This is a genomic window from Streptomyces sp. NPDC057253 (genome assembly GCF_042669125.1).
In the GTDB taxonomy this organism is placed as follows: domain Bacteria; phylum Actinomycetota; class Actinomycetes; order Streptomycetales; family Streptomycetaceae; genus Streptomyces.
Genome location: NZ_JBHUXV010000014.1, coordinates 116,130 through 132,457 on the forward strand (window position 1 = coordinate 116,130; position 16,328 = coordinate 132,457).

Genomic DNA, 16,328 nt, shown 5'->3' on the forward strand with positions numbered 1-16,328 from the left:
TATCGCGGGCTCAGAGCACGAACCCGGCCGGGAACGGATCCGTCGGGTCGAGCAGGTACTGGGCCGTGCCGGTGATCCAGGCCCGGCCGGTGAAGCTGGGCAGGACCGCCGGGCGCCCCGCGACCTCGGTCGTACCGAGCAGCCGGCCGGTGAACCGCGTCCCGATGAAGGACTCGTTCACGAACTCGGTGTGCAGGGGGAGTTCACCGCGGGCGTGCAGCTGGGCCATGCGCGCACTGGTGCCGGTGCCGCAGGGGGAGCGGTCGAACCAGCCGGGGTGGATGGCCATGGCGTGCCGTGAGTGCCGGGCGGTGGCGCCGGGGGCGATGAGGTGGACGTGGTGGCAGCCGCGGATGGACGGATCCTCCGGGTGCACCGGCTCCTCCTCGGCGTTGATCGCCTCCATGAGGGACAGTCCCGCCTTCAGGATGTCGTCCTTGCGGGCGCGGTCGAAGGGCAGCCCGAACTGCTCCAGCGGCAGGATGGCGTAGAAGTTGCCGCCGTACGCCAGGTCGTACGTCACCGTCCGCCCGTCGGCCAGGGCGGCCTTGCGGTCCAGACCGACCGAGAAGGACGGGACGTTCTGCAGAGTGACCGCCTTCGCTCTGCCGTCCTCCACCGCGACCTCGGCGACGACCAGGCCGGCCGGGGTGTCGAGACGGATCGTGGTGACCGGCTCCACCACCTCCACCATGCCCGTCTCCACCAGCACGGTCGCCACCCCGATCGTGCCGTGGCCGCACATCGGCAGATATCCGGAGACCTCGATGTAGACCACGCCCCAGTCGCAGTCCGGGCGGGTCGGCGGCTGGAGGATCGCACCGCTCATCGCGGAGTGTCCGCGCGGCTCGTTCATCAGCAGCTGCTTGATGTCGTCGCGGTGCTCACGGAAGTACAGCCGCCGCTCGTTCATGGTCGCGCCGGGGATGGTCCCGATCCCGCCGGTGATCACGCGGGTGGGCATGCCCTCGGTGTGCGAGTCGACGGCGTGCAGGACGAGTCTGCTGCGCATGGTCCGCCTTCCTCATGCCAGTCCGGCCGCGAGGGCCTTCTCGGTGGCCGCCCGGACCGCGGCCTCCTGGTCGGGAAGCAGCGGCACCCGCGGCGGGCGGCAGACACCGCCGGGCCGGCCCGCGATGTCCATGGACAGCTTGATCGCCTGCACGAACTCGACCCGGGAGTCCCAGCGCAGCAGCGGATGCAGCCGGCGGTAGAGCGGCAGGGCGGTGTCGAGATCGCCGCCGGTCGCGGCACGGTACAGCTCGACCGAGGACTTCGGCAGGGCGTTCGGGTAGCCGGCCACCCAGCCCTTGGCACCCGCGATGGCGAGCTCCAGCAGGACGTCGTCCGCGCCGATCAACAGGTCGAGGTCCGGGGCGAGTTCGGCGAGCCGGTAGGCCCGGCGGACGTCTCCCGAGAACTCCTTCACACCCTGGATGAACCCCTCGCCGTGGAGCGTGGCGAGCAGCTCCGGCACGAGGTCGACCTTGGTGTCGATGGGGTTGTTGTACGCGACGATCGGCAGCCCGGCCTTCGCGACCTCGGCGTAGTGGGCGAGCACGGCCCGCTCGTCGGCGCGGTAGGCGTTGGGCGGCAGCAGCATCACCGACGCGCAGCCCGCGTCGCGCGCCTGCTCGGCCCAGCGACGGGACTCCGCCGAGCCGTACGCGGCCACCCCCGGCATGACCCGCTCACCGCCGATGGCGGCCACGGCCGTCTCGACGACCCTGGCGCGCTCCTCGGGGGTGAGCACCTGGTACTCGCCGAGGGAGCCGTTCGGCACGACACCGTCGCAGCCGTTCTCGACCAGCCAGGCGCAGTGCTCGGCGTACTTCTCGTAGTTCACGGACAGGTCGTCGTTCAGCGGGAGCGCGGTGGCGACGAGGACTCCGCGCCAGGGGCGACGGTCGGTGGTCATACGGTTTCCCTCCATGGGGTGTGACATGTCATCGGCTGTCGTTCTCCCCGGCCCGCGCCAGCACCCCCAGCGGCACCGGCCGCGCGAACGGTCTGCGTCCGGCCGTCTCCGGGCACCCGGCGACTCCGGCGACCCCGGGTCCGCACATCCGGCCCTGGCACCAGCCCATCCCGGCCCGCGTCAGCAGCTTCACGGTCCGCAGATCACCGGCCCCCAGCTCGCGGACCGCCTCCCGCACCGCTCCGGCCGGCACCTCCTCGCACCGGCACACCACCGTCTCGTCGGTGACCTGCTCGGCCCAGTGCGCGGGTGGCGCGTACACGGAGTCGACGGCGGCGAAGAACGCGCGCAGCCTCTCCCGGGCCCGCGCGGCGGCCGCCCACCCCCGCGGATCCGGCTCCCGGCCGGCGAGCCGCGCGGCGATCGAGCGTCCGGCGATGTGCCCCTCGGCGAGCGCGAGGGCGGAGCCGCCGATCCCCGTGGTCTCGCCCGCCGCCCACACGCCCGGCACATCGGTGCGCTGCTCGTCGTCCACGTGGACGGCCATCCCGTCGACCCGGCAGCCGAGCGCGTCGGCGAGGTCGGTGTGCGGCAGCATGCCGTGGCCCACGGCGAGGGTGTCGCAGACGAGGCGCCGCCGGGTGTCCGGGCGCACCCGCCCGTCCCGGTCGAGCGCCGCGACCGTGACCGCCTCCAGCCGCTCGGTGCCGTGCGCCTCCACGACGGTGTGGTGGAGCAGGGTGCGGACCCGGTGCCGGGCCAACTGCCCCGCGTACCGGGCCCCTTCGGCGACCTTGCCAGGGTGGGCCGCCAGCGCCCGGGACCGTCGTACGAACGCACCGGGAGCGGCCGAGTCCACCAGCGCGGCGACCGTCGCGCCCGCCGTGGCGAGCCCGGCGGCCACGGGCAGCAGCAGGGGTCCGGTCCCCGCGACGACCACGGTACGGCCGGGCAGCACGAGCCCGCCCTTGAGCATGGCCTGCGCCCCGCCCGCCGTGACGACACCGGGCAGGGTCCAGCCGGGGAAGGGCAGCACCTTCTCGTAGCCGCCGGTGGCGAGGAGGACGGCATCGGCGCGCACCTCGGCCGGCTCCTCCTGCTCGGGACCGAGCAGGGCGTGCACGGTGAGGCCGGCGGAGCCCTGGCGTTCGACGAACCAGACGTGATGGTCCGTCAAGTGGAGTACCCGGCCCGCCTGTTCGTGGCTGTGCAGCCCGTCCCGCAGGCGCTCCCAGGTGCGCCACTGGTGGTGCAGCGCCTGCGGGCGACGGGCGCCCAGGCCGGCCGCGGGCTGCCGGTAGAACTGCCCGCCCGCCTCCGTGGCCGAGTCGATCAGGGTGACGTGGATGCCGCGCGCGGCCGCCGCGAGAGCGGCCGCGAGTCCCGCCGGGCCCGCGCCGATCACCGCCAGGGTCGCCTCACTCATCGTGGCCCGTCCCTTCCTGGGTGCGGATCGTGTCGCCCGGACGCAGGGGCAGCAGACAAGCCCGTTGGTTCGGGCGGTCGTTGACGGTCACCAGGCAGTCGAAGCAGACGCCGATGCCGCAGAAGAGCCCGCGCGGGCTGCCCTCGCCCCGGGTGCTGCGCCAGGAGGTGACGCCTGCCGTCCACAGCGCGGCGGCGACCGTCTGGCCGGGCAGGGCCTCGATCTCCCGCCCGTCGAGCGTGACGGTGAAGGCGGGGCCGGGCTCGGCGCGCACCAGCTCCAGGGGGTTCACGAGGCCTCCTCCACGGCAGAGTCGTCCGAGTCGTCCGAGTCGGAGAACCGGTCGGGACGGAAGGGCGCGAGATCGAGTTCGGGAGTCCGACCGGTCAGCACCTGGGTGATCAACTGCCCGGTCCCCGTGGACAGTCCGATGCCGGCGCCCTCGTGCCCGCACGCGTGGAACAGCCCCGGCACCCGGGGGTCGGGCCCGATCGCCGGCAGATGGTCCGGCATGTACGGCCGGAAACCCAGGTAGGTCCGCATCGCGTGCACCCGCTCAAGGAACGGGAACAGCCGGGTCGCACCGGCCGCCAGCGCCCGCAGTGCGGGCAGCGACAACGACCGGTCGAAGCCGACGCGTTCACGGGTCGCGCCGATGAGGACCGGTCCGGCCGCGGTCCCCTCCACCACCGGCGAGGTCTGAAGAGCCGCCGAGTCGCTGGCCACGTCGGCCACGTAGTCGGCGGCGTACACCTTGTGGCGGACCAGGCGGGGGAGCGGCTCGGTGACGAGGACGAAGCCGCGGCGGGGGAGCACCGGGAGGCTCGTTCCCGCCAGGGCGGCCAGCTCCGCTCCCCAGGTCCCGGCGGCGTTGACGACGTACGGGGCGTGGATCTCCCCCCGGTCGGTCCGCACCCCGCGCACGGTGCCGCCCGCGTCGCGCGGCACCCCGGTCACGGTCGCACCGGTGAACAGACGGGCACCCGACGCCCGTAGGAGATGAGCCGCGGCCAGCGTCGGCATGACCTGGGCGTCCTGGGGATACAGCACACCGCCCGCGAGGCCGGGCGCCAAGTGGGGCTCCAGGTCGTGGAGTCGGTCGGCGGCCACCCGCACCGCCTCCACTCCGGCGGACCGCTGCCCGGTCGCGAGCTTCTCCAGGGCTCCGAGACCGTCGGGGGTGGCGGCGACGACCACACCGCCCTTGCGCTCGTACTCGACGGCCCCGCCGACCTCCACCGCCAGCTCCGTCCACAACCGGGCCGACAGCAGGGCGAGTTCGAGCTCGGGGCCCGGTTCCTTGTCGGAGACCAGGAGATTGCCCTCACCGGCACCGGTCGTGCCGCCAGCCACCGGGCCACGGTCGACGACGATCACGTCGAGACCCGCACGGGCGGCGTACAGAGCACAGGCCGCGCCCACCATCCCGGCTCCGACGACCACGACATCGCAGGTCAGTCGCTTGCTCACGCCAGTACTATGTCACATACCGCCGGCTTGGGGAACACCCGCGAATGCCGCAGGTGGCGGTGTGGCGCGGCGGCGGCGGGAGCAGGGGTCACCACGGACGACCGGCGGGTCCCCCCCCGCCCCCGCCCCGATCACTCGATCTCGGCCGGATCCGCGGACGGTGTCCCGCCCGCCTGGACCACCTTCAGACGTGCCGTGCCCAGCTCGACGGCGGTCTTGGTGCTGTCGCTGTCGGCGCCGTCGAGGCCGCCGTTGGTGATGGTGATCGCGTCCGTGCCGACCCGCACGGCCGCCACATCGAGGGTGAGGGTGGTGGGCGCGCCGCCCGAGGTGCCCTGCACGGTGACGCGCAGCCCCTGCCGGGCGTCGCCCTCCTTGGGCAGCGAGCTCTCGGTCACCTGGACCGTGCGCTTGCCGCCCGAGCTGTCCGTGGCCGTGAACTGGTCGCACTCGACCGGCAGGTTCTCCAGCCAGTTCAGCGAGTCGTCCAGCGCCGCCCTGTCGTAGGCGGCGACCTGGTACAGCAGCCGGGAGTCGCCCTCCTCGAAGCCGGTCAGCGCGGACGCGCCGGACGGCTTGCCCAGAAGGTCGTCGCTGTAGAGCGCGTCGAGGAGTTTCTGGCAGTCGGCCGCGTCCGCCTTCGCGGTGAGGAAGTCGGCCACGTCGACCTTGCCGACCAGCAGGCTGTCGTGCCAGGTGGACGCGTCCTTCACCTGGTCCCAGTCGCCCTCCAGGTCCGCCTCCGTCACCAGCGCGGCCCGCGCCCCGGCCGCCGTGAGCGCGGCCGGGGACTCCTGGGCGAGCGGCGAGGAGGAGATCCGCGTGGTGTCCGCGCTGCCCGACCCGCCGTCGTCACCGTCCGAACAGGCGGCTGTCGTCAACAGGGCACCGGCCGCCAGGGCCGAGGCGAGCACACGGACGGGGCGGGGCGGACGCTGGGTCATCACGAGGTCTCCTGGACGTGGGCGATGCCTTCCGGTGCCTTCCATGCCACAGCGACCGCTCCCGTACGACCAGCGCACAGGGCTGTTCGAGTGAGTACGCGGTGACGAGAAAACCCGTGGCGCACACGGAACCGCCCCCTTAAAGTGAGGACCGCTTCGCACGTCGGCTCACGGCCGCCGTGCCCGACGAGCTGGGAATGGGAGGAGGTGTCGACCGATGGCTGTCCTTGCGATGAGCGCTGCCCGCATCCAGATCATCACGTCCACCTCCGTGGCTCTCGGCTGACATCGAAATTCCTGTGCCGGGCCACCCTGTGAAGGGTCTCCCTTGACTTCCACCTCAGTTTTTTCCGCTCTCGCTCCCTACGGCTGGGACGAGGCATGGGCGGACGAGTTCGCCCCCTACGAGCCCGAGGGGCTCATCCCCGGCCGCGTGGTCCGGGTCGACCGCGGGCAGTGCGACATCGTCACCGCCGACGGGATGCTGCGGGCCGACACGGCCTTCGTCACCCCGCACGACCCGCTGCGGGTCCTGTGCACCGGCGACTGGGCCGTCGTCGAACCCGGGGGCAACCCACGCTACGTACGGACGTATCTGCCACGCCGTACCGCCTTCGTACGCTCCACCTCCTCCAAGCGGTCCGAGGGGCAGATCCTCGCCGCCAACGTCGACCACGCCCTCGTCGCCGTGTCGCTCGCCGTCGAACTCGACCTCGGCCGCATCGAACGCTTCCTGGCCCTGGCCTGGGAGTCCGGCGCCCAGCCCGTCGTCGTGCTGACCAAGGCCGACCTGGTGCCGGACGCGGTCACGCTCTCGCATCTCGTCGAGGACGTGGAGACGACGGCTCCCGGCGTGCCGGTGCTGACCGTCAGCGCGCTGGACGGAGAAGGGCTCGACGTCCTCGTCGCGACCGTCTCCGGCGGTACGACCGTGCTGCTCGGGCAGTCCGGCGCGGGGAAGTCCACGCTGGCCAACGTGCTGGTGGGCGAGGACGTGATGCAGGTGCACGCCACGCGGGACGTCGACGGGAAGGGCCGTCACACGACCACCACCCGCAATCTGCTCGCCCTGCCCGGCGGGGGTGTGCTGATCGACACGCCCGGTCTGCGGGGCGTGGGGCTGTGGGACGCCGAGGTCGGCGTCGGACAGGTGTTCTCGGAGATCGAGGAGCTCGCCGAGCGGTGCCGGTTCCACGACTGCGCGCACGAGAGCGAGCCGGGGTGCGCGGTGCTCGCCGCGATTGCCTCCGGCGAGCTGGCGGAACGGCGGTTGGAGAGCTATCGGAAGCTGATCCGGGAGAACCAGCGGATCGTTGCGAAGACGGATGCGAGGCTCCGTTCGGAGATTCGGAAGGAGTGGAAGAAGCGGGGGGCGCAGGGGAAGGCGGCGATGGAGGCGAAGCGGAGCGGTTGGAGGTAGCGGGTCGTCGTTCGGCTGCTGCTGAGTGGGGGCTGGTCGCGCAGTTCCCCGCGCCCCCAAGAAAGTGGGTACAGCTGAGGCAGGCCTGGCCTGTACCCACCCAGGGGCGCGGGGAACTGCGCGACCAGCCACGACGGACCCGCAGTCGCCCACGCACCGCCATGTCCGATTTCCGCCAGCGGCATCCCCCGTGCACGGCGGAGACTGGATGGCGTGATGGACGAAGACACCAGGTACGAAGCCGTCCGCAGCAGGGACGCCCGGTTCGACGGGGAGTTCTTCTTCGCTGTCGAGACCACCGGGATCTACTGCCGGCCCAGCTGCCCCGCGGTGACCCCGAAGCGTCACAACGTCCGCTTCTACCCGACGGCCGCCGCCGCGCAGGGCTCCGGTTTCCGGGCCTGCCGGCGGTGCCGCCCGGACGCGGTGCCCGGTTCCGCGGACTGGAACGTACGGGCTGACGTCGTGGGCCGGGCGATGCGCCTGATCGGCGACGGGGTCGTCGACCGGGAGGGCGTCGCCGGGCTCGCCGGCCGCCTCGGCTACAGCGCACGGCAGGTCCAGCGCCAGCTCACCACGGAGCTCGGCGCGGGACCCGTCGCCCTCGCCCGCGCCCAGCGGGCCCACACCGCCCGCGTCCTGCTCCAGACCACCGGCCTGCCGGTCACGGAGATCGCCTTCGCGGCGGGCTTCGCCAGCGTGCGGCAGTTCAACGACACGGTCCGCGAGATCTACGCCGCCACCCCCACCGACCTCAGGGCCGCCGCCCGGACCGCTCGCCGCGCGGCCACCCCCACCGCGGGCATTCCGCTACGGCTCGCCCACCGCGGCCCCTACCGGTCCGGCGCCGTCTTCGACCTGCTGGCGAGCGAGGCCGCCCCCGGCGTCGAGGAGGTGACCGGCGCACCGGGCAGGCGCACCTACCGCCGTACCCTGCGCCTCCCGCACGGCACCGGGATCGTCGCCGTCCTCGAACGCCCCGGCACGCTCAGGACCACCTCCGGCGCCCACCCCGGCGGCTGGCTCGACGCCCAGCTGCACCTGACCGACCCCCGCGACCTGACCACCGCCGTCGGGCGGCTGCGGCGCCTGTTCGACCTCGACGCCGATCCCTACGCCGTCGACGAACGCCTCGCCGAGGACCCCCGGCTCGCCCCGCTGGTCGACGCCCGCCCCGGACTCCGCTCGCCCGGCGCCGCCGACCCCGAGGAGTTCGCCGTACGGGCCCTGGTGGGCCGTGCCGAAGCCGAACGGCTCGTCCAGCGCTTCGGCAAGACACTGGACGCCCCCTGCGGGGGCCTCACCCATCTCTTTCCCGAGCCCGCCGCCCTCACGGAGACGGCCGGTCCCCTGAGGGCGCTCGCGACCGCCCTCGCCGACGGCGCCGTACGGCTGGACCCGGGCGCCGACCGCGACGAGGCGCAGCACGCGCTGCTCGCGCTGCCCGGCCTGGACGCCCGTACGGTCGCCGTCGTCCGTGCCCGCGCGCTCGGCGACCCCGACGTCCCCCCACCCGGCCTCGACACCCCCGACACCTGGCGCCCCTGGCGCTCCTACGCCTGGCAACACCTGCGCGCAGCAGGAGAGTTGGAGTCATCATGACCACCCGCTGGACCCGCCTCGACAGCCCCGTCGGCGAGCTGCTCCTCACCGCCGACGAGACCGGCGCACTGATCTCGCTCTCCGTGCCGGGACAGAAGAACGGCCGTACCGTCCAGGAGGGTTGGCGGCACGACCCCGGCCCCTTCCGGGCGGCCCAGGAGCAGCTCGCCGCCTACTTCGCCGGTGAACTCAAGGAGTTCCGGCTGGAGTTGCGCCCCGAGGGCACCGAGTTCCGCACCCGGGTCTGGGACGCCCTCGACGACGTGCCGTACGGCGCGACCACGACGTACGGCGAGATCGCCGCCCGCGTCGGCGCCTCCCGGGTCGCCGTCCGGGCCGTCGGCGGTGCGATCGGCGCCAACCCGCTGCTGATCCTCCGCCCGTGCCACCGCGTGATCGGCGCGAACGGCGCCCTGACCGGATACGCGGGCGGCCTGGAGCGCAAGACGGCCCTGCTCACCCTGGAGGGCTCGCTCTAGGACTCCTCCAGTCCCCAACTGTGGATCCGACGCGGATGGACGCGGATCAGCTCCTCGCTGAAGTGCGGGCCCAACCCGTGCGGGCCGGTGAGGAGTTCCGCCTCCCCGCGGATGTCGATGCCGCGGACCCGCCACGGCTTCAGGCTCACGATGTCGTCGACCACCAGCGCGACCTTCGGGTTCTTCTGGAGGTTGCGCCACTTCTTGGTACGGCCCAGTGCGTAGCCGCCGATCAGGATGGTGCCGTCGTCCTGCGGGAAGAAGCCGACCGGGTTCGCCTGCGGCTGCCCGTGCTGATCGACGGTGGCCAGCCGTCCCAGCCGCTGTGACTTCAGGTATGCGCGCTCGGCCTCGCTGAATGCGGTCATGGCAGACACCCAAACACGCGCCGCGGGAACCGCACATCGGAATCCGGACCTAGGACCGCGGTCGTACGTCAGCCCCACAGCACCGTCCCCAGCCACGCGCCCATGATGAGCAGACAGGTGAACAGCTCCGCCAGCACGCTGGAGCCGCCCGAGCGCATCGCCTGCCGCAGGGCGGCCCTCGCCTCGCCGTGCCGGCCCAGGCGGAGGCGTTCGGCGAGGTAGATGCCGGCCATGAACCCGGGGATCGCGCCGATCACGGGGATCAGGAAGAACCCGAGGAACGCGCCCAGCCCGGCGTACGCCGCCAGCCGCGCGGTGGCCCCGCTCGCCCGCAGTCTGCGGGGCGGCAGCGCCCAGCGGACCACCTGGGACAGGAACAGGGCGGCGGTGGCCGACACGAGCACGAACCAGGCGACCGGCTGGGGATCCTTCAGCGCCCACCACAGGACCGCGGCCCACACCAGCCACGATCCCGGCACTCCGGGCACCAGGACGCCGACCAGGCCGAACAGCATGACCGAGCCGACCAGGAGGAGGTCCCACACTCCCATTCGTCCAGGGTGCCGGAGGGGGTGGGGATGCGCAGGTCAGCGATCTTCGCGGGACCGGGGTGGTGAGGACGGATTCCTTCGGCACGTGTGTTCGAGGGCTCACTCGACACGCCGTTCGACGCACTCGGTCGTGTCCCCTTTTTGTGGATGCCCCGTTTTCATACGGCTCCCGCGGTGGACAATTGGGGGCATGAGCCAGCAGGGGGGTAGGCCCACGGGTCACGAGGACGACTGGTGGGGGCAGCTGTACGACTCCACGGACGACACGGGCCCCGCACCGGCCCCGGACACCCTGGACGACCGCTTCGCCTCGGCGGCGGGGGCGGTGGACGACGGGGGCGATGGCGACGCCGTGGCGGGCCGTGGAGCCGCCCCCGGCGTCCCCGCGCCGCGCATCCCCGACCCGACGGACGCGCCGCCGCGCGCCAGCGCGGACGTGCCGCCGCGCACCAGCGGGGACGTACCGCCCCGCACCAGCGCGGACGCGCCGCCCCGCACCAGCGCCGACCGGGACCGCGGCCTCTCGGAGCCGCCGCCCGGTACCGTGCAGGGCCCGGTGGCCTTCCCGCCCGGCCCCACACCCCCCGGCTTCGACGAGCGCGCCCCCTCGGACCTCCCACCGTCGCCCTTCGGCGGCCGTACGTCCACGGAGACACCCCCCGTCACGAACGTCCCCGCGTCCCGCCGTCCCCCCGACACCCCAAGGCCGCCCACCGCACCACCCCCACCCCCGACCGCCCCACCACGCCCGGCGACACCGCCGGCGCCATCGCGGGACGGCGATGTCGAAGCCGGCGCCGGTGCGGACCCGCGCAAGGGCGACGCCGGTGAGGGGTCGGTTTCCGCGGGCGGGGTCGGGGACGTGTCCGCGCAGGCCGGCACCCACCATGCCGTAGGAGACTGGTGGGCCGCCCCGGCCGCCGAGGCCGCCCAGGAGCCCGCTCAGGAACCCGCGCCGGCCACCGCCCTCACCGGCCCCGGCTCCACCCAGCCCAACCCCACGCCCGAGCCCCCCGACGACGACCGCACTCCCGAGGGTGCCCCTCCGGCATCCGCCCCCACCCCCGCGGCCGACCCCGATCTCACCCCCCACCCCCTCCGCACAGCCACCCGAGTGGACATCCCCACCCTGCCTCCCGCCCCCGTCGGCTTCGTCGGGTCCGGGCCTCCCACCTACGACGCCGAGCCCACCGCGCTCCCGCCCGCGGACCCCGACGAGCTCGACGACCTCGTGGCGGACACCGTGCTGGACGGGGCCAGGTACGGGGCCTGCACGCTGCGGGCCGTGTCCGTGCGCGGGGACTCCGCGAGGTTCCGGGGGGAGCCGCGGCGGGACTCCCTGCTCACCGCCCGGTTCGGCACCGGCGACCAGGCGCTGGTCCTCGTCGCCATGGCCACCGGCGCCCGCGCCACCCCCGGTGCCCACCGGGCCGCCGCCGAGGCCTGTCAGTGGATCGCACGGGCCGTGGGGCGCAGTCACGCCCGGCTCGCCCAGGACATCGGCGCAGCCCGCCGCGGTGATCTCAAGTCCGGCCTGCACCGCCTCACCGACCGTAGCCTCGGCAAACTCCGGGCCAGCGCCGCGGAACAGGGCATCGACCCCGAGGAGTACGCGGCCAGCCTGCGGTGTCTGCTGCTGCCCGCCGACCCCGACTGCCGGGTCCGGGTGTTCTTCGGCGTCGGCGACGGCGGCCTCTTCCGGCTGCGTGACGGCGAGTGGCACGACATCGAACCCCTGGTCACCGACGTCACCGGCGAACCGGTCCTCGGCTTCGGCTCCCTGCCCGCCGAGACCCCCGACGGCGACCGCCTCACCATGGACCTCGGCATCCCCACACCCCCGAGCCCCTACGAACCCGCCCCGGAACCGCCCCGCGAACCCTTCCGCTTCCGTGCCTCCGTCGCCCGCCCGGGTGACACCCTCCTGATGTGCACCGGCGGCCTCGCCGAGCCCCTGCGCGGCGAGCCCGAACTGTGCGAATACCTCACGGGACGGTGGTCAGGACCCCCGCCCGGCCTCGCCGGGTTCCTCGCCGACAGCCAGGTCCGGGTCAAGGGATACGCCGACGACCGTACGGCCGCCGCGGTTTGGGAGGCGTGATCGGGGCCACTGTGGATTGATGGACCCAAAAGACCGAAGGGGTGCATGGATCCATGGCCAAACAGAACGTCGCCGAGCAGTTCGTGGACATCCTCGTCAAGGCCGGAGTCAAGCGTCTCTACGGCGTCGTCGGCGACAGCCTCAACCCGGTCGTGGACGCCGTACGGCGCAACGCCGCCATCGACTGGGTCCATGTACGGCACGAGGAGACCGCCGCCTTCGCCGCGGGCGCGGAAGCCCAGATCACCGGCAAGCTCACCGCCTGCGCGGGTTCCTGCGGCCCCGGCAACCTCCACCTCATCAACGGGCTCTACGACGCCCACCGCTCCATGGCCCCGGTCCTCGCCCTCGCCTCGCACATCCCCTCCAGCGAGATCGGCCTTGGCTACTTCCAGGAGACCCACCCCGACCAGCTGTTCCGCGAGTGCAGCCACTACAGCGAGCTGATCTCCAGTCCCAAGCAGATGCCGAGGCTGCTCCAGACCGCCATCCAGAACGCTGTCGGCCGCTCCGGCGTCAGCGTCGTCTCCCTCCCCGGCGACATCGCCGACCAGCCCGCCCCGGAGAAGGCCGCCGAGACCGCCCTCGTCACCTCACGGCCCTCCGTCCGCCCCGGCGACACCGAGATCGACAAGCTCGTCGAGATGATCGACAAGGCCCAGAGGATCACCCTCTTCTGCGGCAGCGGCACCGCGGGCGCGCACGCCGAGGTCATGGAGTTCGCGGAGAAGGTCAAGTCGCCCGTGGGGCACGCCCTCCGCGGCAAGGAGTGGATCCAGTACGACAACCCCTTCGACGTCGGCATGAGCGGCCTGCTCGGCTACGGCGCCGCCTACGAGGCGACCCACGAGTGCGATCTGCTGATCCTGCTCGGCACCGACTTCCCGTACAACGCCTTCCTCCCCGACGACGTCCAGATCGCCCAGGTCGACGTACGGCCCGAACACCTCGGCCGCCGCTCCAAGCTGGACCTCGCCGTCTGGGGCGACGTGAAGGAGACCCTGCGCTGTCTCACCCCCCGGGTGAAGGAGAAGACCAACCGGCGCTTCCTCGACAAGATGCTCAAGAAGCACGCCGACGCGCTCGAAGGGGTCGTGAAGGCGTACACCCGCAAGGTCGACAAGCACGTCCCGATCCATCCCGAGTACGTGGCCTCCGTACTGGACGAACTCGCCTCCGACGACGCCGTGTTCACCGTGGACACCGGGATGTGCAATGTGTGGGCCGCGCGGTACATCACGCCCAACGGCCGCCGCCGCGTGATCGGTTCGTTCTCCCACGGGTCGATGGCGAACGCGCTGCCGATGGCGATCGGGGCGCAGTTCACCGACCGCGGGCGCCAGGTCGTGTCGATGTCCGGCGACGGCGGATTCTCCATGCTGATGGGCGACTTCCTGACCCTCGTGCAGTACGACCTCCCCGTGAAGGTCGTCCTCTTCAACAACTCCTCCCTCGGCATGGTCGAGTTGGAGATGCTGGTCGCCGGTCTGCCCTCCTACGGCACCACCAACAAGAACCCCGACTTCGCCGCCGTGGCCCGCGCCTGCGGTGCCTACGGCGAGCGGGTCGAGAGGCCCAAGGATCTCGCCGGGGCGCTGAAGGCGGCGTTCAAGCACAAGGGCCCGGCGCTCGTGGACATCGTCACCGACCCCAACGCCCTGTCCATCCCGCCGAAGATCAGCGCCGAGATGGTCACCGGCTTCGCCCTGTCCGCCTCGAAGATCGTCCTGGACGGCGGAGTCGGCCGGATGCTCCAGATGGCCCGCTCCAACCTCCGCAACGTGCCCCGGCCCTAACCGTCGTACTCCACCCAGGCCCGCTGACCGGCCGCGTCCGTGCCGTACCGGTAGCGGGGCAGGCCCTTGATGCCTGTCGTGCGGAACGGCTTGCCGTGGTCGTCGACCCGGACCGTGCCGGTGCGGCCCTGGGAGGACCAGTCCAGTTCGAGGTACCAGCCGCAGTCGCAGGTGACGGTCTCCGCGGTCACCAGCAGGATCTCCGGGTCCGTCGAGGAGACCCGGTAGGGCATCCTGACGGCCGGGATGACGTTCCCGCTGTCGTTGCCGGGCCTCGACTGCGCTATCGGGCGGTCCTTGTCGAGGTCGACGGAGAAGTAGCGCGGGGTGAGCGCGCCTCCGCAGCCCTGGTCCATGGCGTACGCGGTGCCCTGGACCGGAGCCCCGCGGGAGACGACCCGGACGCGGAGGTCCTCCAGGACGACCGCGGTGGAGCTGCGGCCCTGCACCGAGATCTGCACCATGGTCTGCCGGCCGTGGATCGCGCCCTGGGTCGCCGACCACAGCGCCGCGTCCTGCGCGACCGGAGGCGGCGGGACCTGGGCGGGCGGCCTGTCGATGACGTAGTCGTGGCCGCAGCCCGCGAACCAGACGTGGGAGTTGGCGGTCCAGGTGAGCGGGGTGCCGGTGGCGCTGCCCTGCTTCCCGGCCCTGCCGGTGCCCTTGGAGCCCGCGCCCCCGCCCGGCGCCGACGCGGAGGGGCTCCCGCCGGTGCCCTGGGGCGTCGGGGATCCTGAACTGGCGGCGGGACTGGGCGACTTGGACGGAGAGTGGTCGGGAGTGCCCGACGCCGACGTCCGGGCCGACGGGTCCGGCGCCTCGGCGACCGTGTCCGACCCGGAACGCCCCGAGGGCAACGCCGACAGACTGCCCAGTGTGGCGAGCAGCGCCACGGCCCCGGCCGCGACGACGGCGACGCGCCGCCGGCGGAACCAGGGACGGGGCGAGGAAACACCGGGGCCCGAGACCACACCGCCGGCCGTGTCATCGACCGAGACGTCATCGACCGACGCGTGATCGGCGGGCTCTGTCGCCGTACCGCCGACCGGCGCCGCTTCGGTGGTCTCGGTCGCGGCCTCACCCGCCCGTGGCCGCTGCCTCGCCGCCACCGCCGACAGCCACAGCCGGTGCAGGTCCATCCGCTCCTCGGCCGAGGCCCCGCACAGGGCGGCGAAGCGTTCCAGCGGTGCGAAGTCGACGGGCACCGCGTCGCCTGCGCAGTAGCGGTGCAGGGTCGAGGTGTTCATGTTCAGGCGTCGGGCCAGCGAACCGTAACTGCGGTCCGTCCGCTCCTTCAGGCGCCGCAGCAGGGCCGCGAACTCCTGGACCTCGCCCTGTGGTTCCGGTGCGGACAACGATTCCCCCCTGATCCGGTATCCCAGGCTCTCCATATACCTGCACGTCAGAGGGGCTGGGATGGTTCCACCATGCCGAAAGGGCCGCCAGTCGTTGCGCGGACCTCCTGTGACAGCCGATGCTCTTGGTGTCGCACCGACCAGGGCCGGACCGACCACCGGCGGCGGGCGTCATCGCATCAGTCATGCACTCATGCACCTATCACTCATGCACTCATCACGGGGGACACCCATGTTCATGCGCACCCGAGTCGGCGCACTCGCCGCTCTCGCCGTCACCGGTCTCGCCCTCGGCGCGACGCTCGCCACCCCGGCGGAGGCCGCGCCCAAGGCGCCCGGCTTCCTCGCGGCCGCCGACCTCCCGCCGCACCCGAGTTCGGCATGGACGGCCGGCAAGGTCACCCGTGGGGCGGGCGAGTCGGGGCTCGGCGTCTGTGCGAAGACGGCCGTGCCGGCCCGCTCCTCCGCCTGGAACCGCGACTTCCGCACGGAGTTGGAGACCGGAGCCCACCAGGTCACCGTCGTCCTGCCCGACACCGCGTCGGCCAAGAGCCTCGTCTCCCAGCTGAACCGGGACTTCAGGACCTGCGCGACCCGGATCGAGCAGGCCGACCCCGGGACCGAGGCGAGCGGCAAGGACTTCGGGAAGCTGTCCGTCGAGGAGGGCGCCCATGTGTACGGCGTGCAGAGCGAGACCTCCTTCGGCGCTCTCGACGTCAACCTCATGTCGGTCGGACGGGACGGCCGGACCGTGACCGTCGTCAACTGGGGCCAGATGGGCCGCCTCACCGACGCCCCGGTGAAGGCCTTCAAGAAGACGACCGTCACCGCGGTCAAGAAGCTCCACTGACCAGCGGGGCCGCCCTCCCGCACGGGGGTCGGGCGGGCGGCCCCGCAC

The 16,328-nt window shown here is 72.9% G+C and carries 15 protein-coding genes; 6 read left to right on the top strand and 9 right to left on the bottom strand.

Annotation, left to right across the window (positions count from 1 at the left end; genetic code table 11):
* Positions 1-10 precede the first annotated feature (10 nt).
* From ACFULQ_RS10735 to ACFULQ_RS10760, 6 genes are all read right to left on the bottom strand, one after another.
* Positions 11-1,012 (bottom strand): proline racemase family protein, encoded by a 1,002-nt coding sequence (locus tag ACFULQ_RS10735; RefSeq protein ID WP_383541087.1) that lies wholly within the window; start codon positions 1,010-1,012, stop codon positions 11-13.
* A 12-nt stretch (positions 1,013-1,024) separates the two neighbouring features.
* Positions 1,025-1,918: a dihydrodipicolinate synthase family protein gene (locus ACFULQ_RS10740; protein WP_383541090.1), complete on the bottom strand. Its 894-nt coding sequence runs from the start codon at positions 1,916-1,918 to the stop codon at positions 1,025-1,027.
* A 28-nt stretch (positions 1,919-1,946) separates the two neighbouring features.
* A complete protein-coding gene (locus ACFULQ_RS10745) occupies positions 1,947-3,344 on the bottom strand; it encodes an FAD-dependent oxidoreductase (protein ID WP_383541092.1) in 1,398 nt (465 codons plus the stop codon).
* The gene (locus ACFULQ_RS10750) at positions 3,337-3,636 is read right to left on the bottom strand and encodes a (2Fe-2S)-binding protein (protein ID WP_383541095.1); all 300 of its coding nucleotides are present in this window, start codon (positions 3,634-3,636) and stop codon (positions 3,337-3,339) included. The genes ACFULQ_RS10745 and ACFULQ_RS10750 overlap by 8 nt, the downstream gene beginning before the upstream one ends.
* Positions 3,633-4,814, bottom strand: a complete 1,182-nt coding sequence (locus ACFULQ_RS10755; protein ID WP_383541097.1) for an NAD(P)/FAD-dependent oxidoreductase — start codon at positions 4,812-4,814, stop codon at positions 3,633-3,635. The genes ACFULQ_RS10750 and ACFULQ_RS10755 overlap by 4 nt, the downstream gene beginning before the upstream one ends.
* Positions 4,815-4,945: 131 nt before the next feature.
* The gene (locus ACFULQ_RS10760; RefSeq protein ID WP_383541099.1) at positions 4,946-5,758 is read right to left on the bottom strand and encodes a hypothetical protein; all 813 of its coding nucleotides are present in this window, start codon (positions 5,756-5,758) and stop codon (positions 4,946-4,948) included.
* A 328-nt stretch (positions 5,759-6,086) separates the two neighbouring features.
* On the opposite strand from ACFULQ_RS10760, the gene rsgA reads away from it, so the two are divergent.
* From rsgA to ACFULQ_RS10775, 3 genes are all read left to right on the top strand, one after another.
* On the top strand, positions 6,087-7,178 hold the full coding sequence (gene rsgA / locus ACFULQ_RS10765) for a ribosome small subunit-dependent GTPase A (RefSeq protein WP_383541102.1): 1,092 nt from the start codon (positions 6,087-6,089) through the stop codon (positions 7,176-7,178).
* Positions 7,179-7,394: 216 nt separating this feature from the next.
* On the top strand, positions 7,395-8,780 hold the full coding sequence (locus ACFULQ_RS10770; RefSeq protein WP_383541120.1) for a bifunctional transcriptional activator/DNA repair enzyme AdaA: 1,386 nt from the start codon (positions 7,395-7,397) through the stop codon (positions 8,778-8,780).
* A complete protein-coding gene (locus ACFULQ_RS10775; RefSeq protein ID WP_383541105.1) occupies positions 8,777-9,259 on the top strand; it encodes a methylated-DNA--[protein]-cysteine S-methyltransferase in 483 nt (160 codons plus the stop codon). Before ACFULQ_RS10770 ends, ACFULQ_RS10775 begins: the two co-directional genes overlap by 4 nt.
* On the opposite strand, the gene ACFULQ_RS10780 is transcribed toward ACFULQ_RS10775, so the two are convergent.
* On the bottom strand, positions 9,256-9,627 hold the full coding sequence (locus tag ACFULQ_RS10780) for a PPOX class F420-dependent oxidoreductase (protein ID WP_383541107.1): 372 nt from the start codon (positions 9,625-9,627) through the stop codon (positions 9,256-9,258). The two genes, ACFULQ_RS10775 and ACFULQ_RS10780, sit on opposite strands and share 4 nt — an antisense overlap.
* A gap of 68 nt (positions 9,628-9,695) precedes the next feature.
* Positions 9,696-10,178 carry a DUF456 domain-containing protein gene (locus ACFULQ_RS10785; protein ID WP_383541110.1) on the bottom strand — a complete coding sequence of 161 codons (483 nt, stop codon included), beginning with the start codon at positions 10,176-10,178 and terminating at the stop codon, positions 9,696-9,698.
* A 190-nt stretch (positions 10,179-10,368) separates the two neighbouring features.
* Between ACFULQ_RS10785 and ACFULQ_RS10790 the strand changes: the two genes are divergently transcribed.
* The gene (locus ACFULQ_RS10790) at positions 10,369-12,279 is read left to right on the top strand and encodes a protein phosphatase 2C domain-containing protein (protein WP_383541112.1); all 1,911 of its coding nucleotides are present in this window, start codon (positions 10,369-10,371) and stop codon (positions 12,277-12,279) included.
* 53 nt (positions 12,280-12,332) lie between these two features.
* On the top strand, positions 12,333-14,075 hold the full coding sequence (locus ACFULQ_RS10795; protein ID WP_383541114.1) for a pyruvate dehydrogenase: 1,743 nt from the start codon (positions 12,333-12,335) through the stop codon (positions 14,073-14,075).
* Here the strand turns inward: ACFULQ_RS10795 and ACFULQ_RS10800 are convergent.
* Positions 14,072-15,430, bottom strand: coding sequence for a helix-turn-helix domain-containing protein (locus ACFULQ_RS10800; protein ID WP_383541116.1), 1,359 nt, complete (start codon positions 15,428-15,430; stop codon positions 14,072-14,074). The two genes, ACFULQ_RS10795 and ACFULQ_RS10800, sit on opposite strands and share 4 nt — an antisense overlap.
* A 232-nt stretch (positions 15,431-15,662) precedes the next feature.
* Here ACFULQ_RS10800 and ACFULQ_RS10805 point away from each other — a divergent pair, with 232 nt between their 5' ends.
* Complete coding sequence (locus ACFULQ_RS10805) at positions 15,663-16,280, top strand: hypothetical protein (protein WP_383541118.1); 618 nt, start codon at positions 15,663-15,665, stop codon at positions 16,278-16,280.
* Positions 16,281-16,328 lie beyond the last annotated feature (48 nt).